Source organism: Streptomyces sp. NPDC111802 (genome assembly GCF_055634335.1).
Genome location: NZ_JBVKCZ010000067.1, coordinates 17,564 through 28,087 on the forward strand (window position 1 = coordinate 17,564; position 10,524 = coordinate 28,087).

At 69.2% G+C, this 10,524-nt stretch carries 9 protein-coding genes and 1 pseudogene; 4 read left to right on the plus strand and 6 right to left on the minus strand.

Annotated elements, in window-relative coordinates:
* Positions 1-68: 68 nt before the first annotated feature.
* The gene (locus ACZ7NC_RS40850) at positions 69-1,745 is read right to left on the minus strand and encodes a PP2C family protein-serine/threonine phosphatase (RefSeq protein WP_471496550.1); all 1,677 of its coding nucleotides are present in this window, start codon (positions 1,743-1,745) and stop codon (positions 69-71) included.
* A gap of 416 nt (positions 1,746-2,161) precedes the next feature.
* Here ACZ7NC_RS40850 and ACZ7NC_RS40855 point away from each other — a divergent pair, with 416 nt between their 5' ends.
* Positions 2,162-2,407, plus strand: coding sequence for a hypothetical protein (locus ACZ7NC_RS40855; RefSeq protein ID WP_471496552.1), 246 nt, complete (start codon positions 2,162-2,164; stop codon positions 2,405-2,407).
* Between the two features lie 229 nt (positions 2,408-2,636).
* Here ACZ7NC_RS40855 and ACZ7NC_RS40860 read toward each other — a convergent pair whose 3' ends face one another.
* Positions 2,637-3,368, minus strand: a complete 732-nt coding sequence (locus tag ACZ7NC_RS40860) for a flavodoxin family protein (protein WP_471496555.1) — start codon at positions 3,366-3,368, stop codon at positions 2,637-2,639.
* A 146-nt stretch (positions 3,369-3,514) separates the two neighbouring features.
* Here ACZ7NC_RS40860 and ACZ7NC_RS40865 point away from each other — a divergent pair, with 146 nt between their 5' ends.
* Positions 3,515-5,560: a spermidine synthase gene (locus ACZ7NC_RS40865; RefSeq protein ID WP_471496557.1), complete on the plus strand. Its 2,046-nt coding sequence runs from the start codon at positions 3,515-3,517 to the stop codon at positions 5,558-5,560.
* Positions 5,561-5,982: 422 nt separating this feature from the next.
* Positions 5,983-6,741 (plus strand): SDR family oxidoreductase, encoded by a 759-nt coding sequence (locus tag ACZ7NC_RS40870; protein WP_471496559.1) that lies wholly within the window; start codon positions 5,983-5,985, stop codon positions 6,739-6,741.
* A gap of 70 nt (positions 6,742-6,811) precedes the next feature.
* Here ACZ7NC_RS40870 and ACZ7NC_RS40875 read toward each other — a convergent pair whose 3' ends face one another.
* On the minus strand, positions 6,812-7,684 hold the full coding sequence (locus ACZ7NC_RS40875) for an aldo/keto reductase family oxidoreductase (protein ID WP_471496571.1): 873 nt from the start codon (positions 7,682-7,684) through the stop codon (positions 6,812-6,814).
* A 142-nt stretch (positions 7,685-7,826) separates the two neighbouring features.
* On the opposite strand from ACZ7NC_RS40875, the gene ACZ7NC_RS40880 reads away from it, so the two are divergent.
* On the plus strand, positions 7,827-8,261 hold the full coding sequence (locus ACZ7NC_RS40880; RefSeq protein ID WP_471496572.1) for a winged helix-turn-helix transcriptional regulator: 435 nt from the start codon (positions 7,827-7,829) through the stop codon (positions 8,259-8,261).
* A gap of 185 nt (positions 8,262-8,446) precedes the next feature.
* On the opposite strand, the gene ACZ7NC_RS40885 is transcribed toward ACZ7NC_RS40880, so the two are convergent.
* The 3 genes and pseudogenes from ACZ7NC_RS40885 to ACZ7NC_RS40895 all read right to left on the minus strand — a co-directional run.
* A complete protein-coding gene (locus tag ACZ7NC_RS40885; RefSeq protein WP_471496563.1) occupies positions 8,447-9,289 on the minus strand; it encodes an alpha/beta fold hydrolase in 843 nt (280 codons plus the stop codon).
* Positions 9,290-9,293: 4 nt separating this feature from the next.
* Positions 9,294-9,911 (minus strand): dihydrofolate reductase family protein, encoded by a 618-nt coding sequence (locus ACZ7NC_RS40890; protein WP_471496565.1) that lies wholly within the window; start codon positions 9,909-9,911, stop codon positions 9,294-9,296.
* Positions 9,912-10,215: 304 nt separating this feature from the next.
* Positions 10,216-10,432 (minus strand): annotated as a pseudogene (locus ACZ7NC_RS40895) (IS630 family transposase); the annotation flags it as partial.
* Between the last annotated feature and the right edge of the window lie 92 nt (positions 10,433-10,524).

Sequence of the window (10,524 nt, forward strand, 5' to 3'; positions counted from 1 at the left end):
GGGACGTCGTCCGATCGTTGCCGCGCGCCTCGCTCGGGGAGCCGCCCGGATCCGCGCCCCGGTCACGGTCAGGCGGGGGCGCGTAGCGCCAGCAGGGCGACGTCGTCGTCGTTGGAGGCGGGGCGGACCCGGCGCAGCACCTGGTCGGTGAACGCGGTGAGGGGACGGTGGGCGAGTGCGGCGGCATGCTTGCGCAACCGGTTCAGGCCTACGTCGAGGATGTCGCCGGGCGCTTCGATGAGGCCGTCGGTGTACAGCACCAGGGTGGATCCGGGCCGCAGCACCGCTTCGGCGTCGGGTCGCGGGGCGCGTAGTCCGGTGCCCAGCGCGACGCCATGGCCGGAAGCGAGGTATCCGGCCACACCGTCCCGGCTGATCAGCAGCGGAGGGGGGTGGCCCGCGTTGGTCCAGGAGAGCTGCCAGCGGCCCTCGCCCGTCACCTCGATCCGGGCGAAGATCATGGTCGCCATGGTGACGTTCGTGATGTGCTCCATCGCCTCGTCGAGCCGTTCCACGATCCGGCTTGGAGGTTCTTGGTACGACCACGCGTAGGCGCGCAGGATGTTGCGCAGTTGAGCCATGCCGGCCGCCGCCTCGAGGTCGTGGCCGACGACGTCTCCGATGGCCAGGGCGGTGGCTCCGTCGGACAGGCGGAAAGCGTCGTACCAGTCCCCGCCGACCTGTGAGGCATCGGGCGCGGGCAGGTAGCGGGCTGTCAGCTCAAGGCCCGGAACGACGGGCATCTGCGGCAGCAGATGGTTCTGCATGGTCTCGGCGACCTTGCGCTGGCGCTCGTAGAGGCGGGCGTTGTCCAGGGCGAGGCCGGCACGGCGCGCGATGTCCTCGACCAGGGGGAGGTCCGCAGCGGTGAAGACGACGGGATTCTCGGCACGGCCCAGGGTCAGGGCGCCCAGGACTTCGCGTGTGCCGCTGACGGGTGCGATGGCCGCGGAGTGCATCCCGGTCGTGTCGAACAGGCGGCGCTGCTCGACCGCGATGCCGGAATCCGGTGCCCGACGGTAGGCCTCGGGGCCGGTCACCGTGGAGGCCACGCCGCGCAGTGCCCTGGACAGAGGCATGGGCGAGTCCTCCAGGACCGGCGGCATCGGCCCCTCCAGGTCCTCATGGTGTGTGTGAGTCTCACCGTCCGCGTGGACGACGACGGCACGCCACACCTCGTCGCGCTCGGTGATCAGATCGACCACGACCCAGTCCGCGAGCCGAGGCACCACCAGGGCCGTCAGCCGTTGCAGCGCCTCGTCGACGTCGAGCGTGGAGGTCAGTTGGCCGGTGGCTTCGGCCAGCAGGGCCAGCCGCTCCAGCTCCGGCAACACAGCGGACGGCGGCTCGGATCGTGGCTCGGGCCGTGGATCGGATTCCTGCGCCTTCTCGCGACTGTGGAAGACCACGAGCGTGCAGGCCTGGTGGTCGCCGATGTCGTACGGTGTGATCAACCATGAGATCGGCTGCAGAGAACCGTCCGCACGTGCGAAGTAGTCCTCGTCGACCTGTGCGGGGCGCCCGGCGTGAAACGCCTGCCGCATGGCGCACTGGGTTCTCGGCAGCGGCTGTCCGTGCGGCCCGCGATGCAGCAGGTCGTGCGCGTCGTACCCGAGGAGATCGTCGGCGGACCTGGCGAGCAGGCTCTCGGCGCGGGTGTTGACAGCGATGATGCAGCCCCGCTCGTCCACCACGTAGGCACCGGCACCGATGGCGTCCAGCGCCCCGGTCAGCGCTGCGGACACTTCCGGAACAGGCCCTCGTCTCCCCTTCTGACCGATCTCCGCATCCTGCGGCCCTTCCACGTCCTGGCCTCCCAGCTGATCAGTCCGGCGCCCCACCGGCCGCCGGCACGCCCGTGCCCCACCGTGTGCCCGCGCACGACAAAAATGCACGAGAGCTTCGACACCTGGGCCAAGGCAGACCAGGCTGACCAGCCCAGCCGCGATCGAGCGGTTGTTCTGAAGGCCTGTTCGTCGGCCCGTGTACGCCGGACGCCCTCCAGGCCGGCAGTCGCCTGGCCGAGTCGGATCGTGCCCCGCAACGGGCGCGCACCGGTCAATGAGCCGGGTCGTACTCCCCCATGCGGGCGGGTGGGCCGCCGGGCACCGCACGGAAGAGACCGTCGGTCACAGTGCCCGGACGTCTTAGGGATCCAGCAGTGAACCGCCGGCGATTTGCGGCAGGGGCGATCGGCGCACTGTCCGGGGTCGCGCTCGCCCCGGTTCCGTCCCTGGCCGACGTGGCAGCGCCTCGCGCGCAGGGCTGGCAGTCCGTACCGACACCCGGGAGCACTCCCGCCGCACCGCTGCGCCGCATCGCCGCCGCGGGACCCCAACTGGTGTGGGCCGTGGGTGAGGAGGGCCTCGGTGGGCCCTCCTCTGGACGGAGTCTCGCCATGCCGTGAAACGGCAACGCGTGGACCAAGACGTCGTACTGTCCTCGCCGGATGAGGTGTGGGTCTGCGGTGACCAGGCGAACGGCGGAGGCTGGTCCGAACTCGTGGCCCGCTGGGACGGGTCGTGGACCGTCCTGCCCGGGAATTACCAGGACCAGAGCCGTAATGGCCTACTCCGAACGCCTCCAAGCCTGACGGGGATCACGGCGGACGACGACGGCCCGTCCGCCGAGGTCGGTCAGCGGTGCTCGGGGTTGTCCGCGCCGGGGCGGCAGCCGGCGTCCCATTGGGAGCGCTGGTTGCCGTGCGCGGGGATGCCTCCCGCGCGCTTGAGCAGGGCAGCGATGTGCATCAGGTTCCAGGTCATGAAGGAGGTGTTGCGGTTGGTGAAGTCGTTCTCCGGACCTCCTGAGCCCGGGTCGAGATACGACGGCCCGGGGCCGGCCGTGCCGATCCAGCCGGCGTCCGCCTGCGGCGGGATCGTGTAGCCAAGGTGTTGGAGGCTGTAGAGGATGTTCATCGCGCAGTGCTTCACGCCGTCCTCGTTGCCGGTGATCAGACAGCCGCCGACGCGGCCGTAGTAGGCGTACTGGCCCTGGGAGTTGAGCAGCGAGGAGCAGGCGTAGAGGCGCTCGATGACCTGCTTGGTGATCGAGGCGTTGTCGCCCAGCCAGATCGGGCCGGCCAGGACCAGGATGTCCGCCGCCATCACCTTGTCGTACAGCCCCGGCCAGGCGTCGTTGGCGAAGCCGTGCTCCGTCATGTCCGGGTACACACCCGGTGCGATGTCGTGGTCCACGGCGCGGATCAGGTCCGTGGTCACACCGACGGCGTCCATGATGGCCCGGCTCTTGTCGATCAGCCCCTGGGTGTGGCTGAGCTGCGGGGATGGCTTGAGGGTGCAGTTGATGTACAGGGCGGTCAGGTCGTCGAAGCGGTGGGAGGCGTCGTTGGAGGGGGAGGCTGCCATGGCGGCAGCGTCTCGCTTGAAGTCCCGTTTGTCTCGGTACGACGCACCGCGGATGCCCTACCGATTCATGACACCCGGGCGCTCTCCGCGGTGCCATCGGCAAGGCATCTCGACTCGTCCACCCGGACCTGGCACCGTAATCGCACATGAAGCTGACCAAAACGGGGCAATCGGTATATTCGCTGCGCTGGAGGCTTGTGCTGGCCAGCACCACCATGCTCTTCGTCGAGCTGGCGCTCATCAGATGGGCCGGTGCCAACGTCGTCCACCTGAGCTACTTCTCGAACTTCATCCTGCTGGGATCCTTCCTCGGCATCGGCATCGGGTTCCTGATCCCCGCCGAGCGCGGGCAGTGGCTCAAACGCTGGACCCCCATCCCGCTCGCGCTTCTCATCATCTTCGTACGCACCTATCCGGTGCAGGTACGCCAGAGCAGCGGTGACGTCATCTACTTCACCGCCGTGAAGACCACCGGCCTGCCCCAGTGGGTGACGCTGCCGGCCATCTTCCTGCTGACCGCGGTGATCATGGCCGGAATCGGCAAGATCACCGCGGACCTCTTCCGACAGCTCCCCTCCCTCGACGCCTACCGCTACGACCTGCTCGGCAGCCTCACCGGTTCAGCCTCCTTCGCCGCGCTGTCCTGGCTGCGTGCTCCCTCCGTGGTGTGGGGCGTGCTCGCCGCCGCGGCGCTGCTGATCCTCGGCGGGCGCCGCAACACACTGCTGTACGGCATCCCCCTCACCGCGATGGTCGCCGCGCTGTTCCTGGAGTCGACGACGTCCGGTATCTCCTGGTCGCCGTACTACAAGATCGAGCTCAAGGCCTCGCCGACCACGACCCGGACCTACTACATCTCCGCCAACGGCGTCCCGCACCAGAGCACCGCGCCACTGCCGGTGCTGATGCGGGACAACTCCCCCTACCGCCAGGCGTACGACCAGACGCCCGGTAACCCGCACCGGCGCGTGCTGATCATCGGGGTCGGCAACGGCAACGATGTCTCGGTCGCGCTGGCACACGGCGCGGAGCGCGTGGACGCCGTCGAGATCGATCCCCGCCTGCAGGAGATCGGCGCGCAACTACACCCCGCCAGGCCCTACGACGACCCCAGAGTGCACGTCCACATCAACGACGGGCGGGCGTTCCTGGAGCGCACGAACGCCAAGTACGACCTCATCGTCCTGGCGCTCCCGGACTCCCTGACGCTGGTCTCGGGAGCGAGCAACCTGCGCCTGGAGAGCTACCTGTTCACCCGGCAGGCGTTCGAATCCGCCCGCGATCACCTGGCGCCGGACGGCGCCTTCGCCATGTACAACTACTATCGCAAGAGCTGGTTGGTCGACCGCTTCGCCGGCGACCTCGCCGAGGTCTACGGCCACGCTCCCTGCATGACGACGTTCAAGCGGAACGCGGCCGTGCTGGTGGCCGGGATGACCCCCGCCGACCAGTCGTGCAAGCAGCTCTGGCGGCCCAGCGGCCCCGTCCCGACGGCCGCGACCGACGACCACCCGTTCCCGTATCTGCTGCACCGCACCGTTCCCACCCTCTACCTGGGCGCGCTCGGTGCGATCCTGCTGGTGACGCTGCTGTCGGTACGCCTGACGGGGGTGCGCATCCGGAGCACGTCGCGCTATGTCGACATGTTCCTGCTGGGCGCGGCCTTCATGCTGCTCGAGACGAAGAACGTCATCGGCTTCGCGCTCTACTTCGGTACGACCTGGCTGGTCAACGCGCTCGTCTTCTTCGGTGTTCTGCTCTCCGTCCTCGCCGCGGTCGAAGTCCGGCGCAGGTTGCGACGCGTCAACATGCGGGTGCTCCAGATCCTGCTCTTCGGCTCCCTCGCGCTGGCCTGGCTGGTCCCGGCGCAAGCCGTACTGTCGCTGCCCTTCGTCGGCCGACTCGCCGCGGCCATCGCCCTGGCGTTCGCGCCCATCTTCTGCGCCAACCTCATCTTCTCGGACCGGCTCGCGCTGGCGCCCGACCCGACATCCGCGTTCGGCGCGAACCTGCTGGGTGCGCTGACCGGGGGCGCACTCGAGTACCTGGCCCTGATGACGGGCTATCAGGCACTACTGCTGATCGTCGCCACGCTGTACCTCGGGGCATGCGTCGCCATGCGCTTCGCCGGGCGCGGGCCGGACGGGCAGGACACGCCTGCGCCGGACGAGACGACGGTCGTCAGGACCTAGCCGGGGCGGGCGGAAGCTCGACGGACCGGCGGCGTTCGCCGCCGGTGCGGATGCCGTTCAGCCGGACGAGTGACAGACTGAAGCTCTGGATTCAGGGGTCTGCGCCAGACAACAGGGGTCTGCCCTGGCCGTCAACTCCGTCGTGCATCCCAGCGGGGATCGATCCTTTCGCTGACCACAGGGCACCTGGGGAACCGAAGGGTACTCAGAACCTCCACCCTCGCGAGGACGAGTTCGCCATGCACCGAGAATTCGTCGACATCGTGAAACGGCGGAGCCGGCAAGGGCTCCGCCGTAACGCCGATCCCGGCTCCACGTTTCGGTGGCCGTCACCGAACGACCGCCCGCAGGAAGAGTGGAGGCCGTAATACCGGGCGAGCGGATGGACGTACGGAAACCGAGTTCTGAGGGTGGTGACCCCTGTGTATGGGACCGATGCAGGTGCCGGTGAAGCGCGCGGAGGGCTGGCCGGGCAGACGGTCGTGGTGGTGGGAGGCAGCTCGGGCATCGGTCTGGAGACCGCGCGCCAGGTGCGTGCGGCCGACGGCGAGCTGGTGCTCGTGGCGCGCGACGCCGAAAGGCTCAAGCGGGCGGCGGACGAACTCGACCCGCTGAGCACGGCCGTGTTCGACGCGCAGGACACCGACCGCCTGGAGCGCTTTCTCGGAGAGCTGCCCGGGCAGGTCGACCATGTAATGGTCACGGCGGGCAGCCCGTCGTACACCCCCCTCGCCGAACTCGACCTGGCCGAGGCCGCGCATGACTTCGGCAGGCGTATCGCGATGATGCTGGCCGTGGCACGGGCGAGCAGGCAGAAGGTCAGGGCCGGTGGAACGCTGCTGTTCATCGGAGGCACCGGCGCCCGTCGGCCCGCGGTCGGGCTGGCCGTGACGGGTGCCCTCACCGCGGCGCTGCCTGCACTGACCGCCAACCTGGCGCTGGAGGTCGGCCCGGTCCGGGTCAACCTCATCGCGGCCGGGTTCGTGGACACGCCTCTGTCGGCATCCCTCCTCGGTGACCAACTCGAGGCACGGCGCCAGGAGTTGAGGACGACTCTGCCCATCGGCCGGGTGGTAGGACCGGCCGATGTCGCCGCCCTCGCCCTGCACATCATGACCAACGGCGCTCTCACAGGCGCCACGTACGACATCGACGGCGGCCAGCAGCTCATCGCACACTGACCGCCCACTGCGTTGTCCGAGGCCGCAGCGGCGGCAGCACTGCATCTGATGTCAGTCAGCTACGGGGCATTCAGCGGCCGATGTGATCCAGCTCGGTCAAGTCCTCATGGGAGAGGGAGAGTCCCGCGCCGGCGATGTTCTCGCGCAGGTGCGCTGTCGATGACGTGCCGGGGATGAGCAGGATGTTCGGTGATCGCTGCAACAGCCAGGCCAGTGCGACGGACATCTGTGTCGACTTCAATCGAGCGGCGAGCGCCGAGAGCGCCGAGGACTGAAGCGGGGTGAAGCCCCCGAGGGGGAAGAAGGGCACGTACGCGACGTCTTCGGTGGCGAGCCGGTCGATGAGCTTGTCGTCGTGGCGGTGGGCGAGGTTGTACATGTTCTGCACGCACACGATCGGCGCGATGCTCTGTGCCTCGGTGACCTGGTCCTCGGTGGCGTTGCTGACCCCGAGGTGGCGGATCAGGCCCTGCTGCTGGAGTTCCACGAGCGTCTCGAACGCCTCGGCGAGCGAGCCGGGTTGGGGGCCTTCGGCGTTGCCGAGTCGGAGGTTGACCAGGTCGAGTGCGTCGAGCCGGAGGGACTTGAGGTTGTCGTGGACTTGGCGGCGCAGATCTTCGGGGCGGCGGGCCGTGGGCCAGCCACCCTGGTCGTCGCGGGTCGCGCCGACCTTGGTCACGATGTGCAGCGCGTCGGGATAGGGGTGCAATGCCTCGCGGATCAACTCGTTGGTGACGCGCGGCCCGTAGGCATCGCTGGTGTCGATGTGGGTGATTCCGAGGTCGACCGCTTCACGCAGAACGGCCAGGGCACCCTCGCGATCGGCGGGCGGCCCCATGACCCACGGACCGGCCAGTTGCATGGCGCCGTAGCCGAACCGGGTGACGGTCAGGTCGCCCAGAGTCCAGGCGCCGCCGGGAAGAGAGGGGGTGGGTGTGCTCATCATGTTGCCTTTCGTCGTGCACTTGGGGGGGTGGCGCTTGCTGCCTCCCTGCATCAGCATTGGAGAGAAACTTCCTGTCGGGAAGTAGGCACTTGGGAGTGCGTAACCCACCCATCGGTGAGAGGTGCGATCAGTGACGACGATGAAGGCCGCCCAGAAGCGGGCTCAGGCCAAGGTGGAGTACAACGCGTTCCTGGCAGAGTGCCCCAGCCGGCAGCTGCTCGACCGAATCTCGAACAAGTGGGTCGTCCTGATCCTGTGTGCGCTGGGCGGCGACAACAGCCCTGGCCAGCCCGGTGCAGCACACGCAGACGCTCCGAAGGCGATGCGTTACTCCGAGATCTCTCGTCTTCTGGCCGGGGTCAGCCAGAAGATGCTGACCCAGACGCTACGGTCGCTGGAGCACGATGGTCTGCTCACCCGTACCGTGACGCCGACTGTCCCTGTCACCGTCACCTATGAACTGACCGACCTCGGTCTCTCGCTCCACCACATGACGCGCGGGCTCAGAAACTGGGCGCAGACGCACATGACCGAGGTCCTCGCAAACCGCGAGAACAACGAGACGGGGCAGTGACCGCTCTTCCGTGACGACTACGCCGGAAGGGCGGCCCGCGTCCACGCCGGGCCGCCGCCGACCACCGCGGGCAGCGGAACCGCCTTCGAGAGTTCCGCGGGCGCCGATCGCGGGCGCGCGGCCGGGTCGAGCCTCCGACGCCCGCTGCCGCTCGGATGCCATACTCGCGCGGCACGCTCGGTCCTCTACCCGAGCGTGAGCACCGCCTGGGCGACCTCGCCGACCGCCGCATCGGGGATCGCAGTGGCGGCCTCATTGAGGACGAGGAGCCGAGCCCGGGGGATCTCGCGCGCGATCGCCTCGCCGTTACCGACGGGGAAGAACCGGTCGCGGCGGCCGTGGACGACGAGCGTGGGGATCTCGATCTCGGACAGGCGCTCGCGCCAGCGGGGTCTGCAGTCGAGCCTGGAAAACACCATGCCCATCTGGTTGGCCATCTGGACCGCGGGTGCGGTGCCGGGCGTGCGGTCCCAGATGCGCGCGGCGATCGCACGCGCGGCGACGGGGTCGTCGCCGAGGATCTCCGCGCCGGTGGCGGCGAACTCGGCCACCGCCTCGCGGTCGGTCCAGTCGGGCATGGGATGCGTGAACAGCTGGCTCATCGTCGCCTGGTCATGGTCGGGGAGGTCGTCGTCGGGCGGGCCGGGCGCAACCGGGCGGGTGCCGGCCAGGGTGAGCGCCGAGAACGCGCCCGGATGGTCGAGCGCGGCCACCTGGGCGACCATCCCACCCACGCCGATGCCCGCGAGGTGCGCGGGCCCGCCGCCGAGCGCGTCAGCAAGGGCCGCCGCGTCGGCGGCGAGGTCGCGCAGGGTGTAGGAGGGCGCCTCCGGGTCCGCCGTCGTCGACTCTCCGCTGTCGCGCAGGTCGTAGCGCACCACGCGGCGCCCGCCGGCGGCGAGGCGCTCGCACAGCGCATCGGGCCAGGAGAGCATGGTCGTCCCGCCCGCGAGCAGGATGAGTGGCGCGTCGTCGTCACCGAACGACTCGATGCCCACGGCGATCTCATTGACGTTGACGGTGGTCATCGGATCACCGCACGACGTCGTAGGTCAGGTGCGTCGCGGTCGATGTCGAGGTCACGCTCCGCTGCACCAGCCTGCGCGGTGGGCCGCCGGTGAACAGTGGCGTCCCGGCGCCCAGCACGACGGGTGCGAGGTGCAGCGTCAGCGCGTCGACCAGCCCGGCTTCGAGCGCCGAGCCGACCGTGGCGCCGCCGCCCATGAGGACGACGTCGAGGTCCTTGCCGCTGTCCGACGACGCCGCCTCGGCGCGCTCGCGCGCGGCGGTGACGGCGTCGGGCAGACCGGTGGTGACGAACGTCCAGTCCAGGTCGGTGAGTCGCACCGACCTGGGCGGCGAGCTCGTCACGACGACGAACGCGGGCTTGCCGACCTCGTCGGCGTCGTAGCCGGTTTTGTCGTCCCAGCCGTTCGGCCCGTCGACCACGTCGAAGAGCTTGCGCCCGAGAACGACGGCGCCCGAGCGGGCGGTCGCCTCGCGCAGGATCCGGCGGTCGTCGGGGTCATCTGAAAACGCCCAGGTGTGCAGGGCCTCGCCACCGGTGCCCAGGCCGCTGTCCGGGCCGGGGTCGGGACCGGTGACGAAGCCGTCGAGGGAAACCGAGATGTCAGCGATGATGCGAGTCATGCCAGGGCAGACCCGATCCGCCGCCCAAACTCATCGCTCACACATGAAGCGCGTGCCGGAAGTGAACCCGATGGCACGACGCCCGAAGCGGCACGTAGAACGCTCAGCCTGTCGCCGGGCCCGACAGCCGTCGACGACGGCGTTCCATGCTGTTCGGACGTTGATCGGCGGCGGCCGGCCGACGTGGACGCGGGCCGCCCTCGCAGTTGAGGGTGCAGCGCCGAGAACGTAGAGCTGTTGGACGGTTGGATGTGAGTCGTCAGGAGGTGCGAGAGCCCGTGTGCTGCCCGCTGCGGTGACCCGCGCTCCTACCGATACGGTGCAGCAGCGGATCCCGTCCGGCAACGGTGTAGTCGCTACTGAACCGGCGGCGCACGATCTCGGCGGTCCTCGCGCCAACGTTCAGCACTGGGCGGGCCAGCTTGAGGCAGTGGGCCGGCATCCAACACCTGCTCCAGAAGCCGCAGTTGACCCACGTCGAGCTTGCAGCGGGGCCCGGCCAGGGCCCCAGGGCCCTTAGAGAGCGTTTGATTTGAGTTGATTGCACCTTATGTCTTAGTAGGTGCCTCGCCAGGTAGGTGTGGTCTCGTCCGTTATGCGCTTGGCGAGGTTG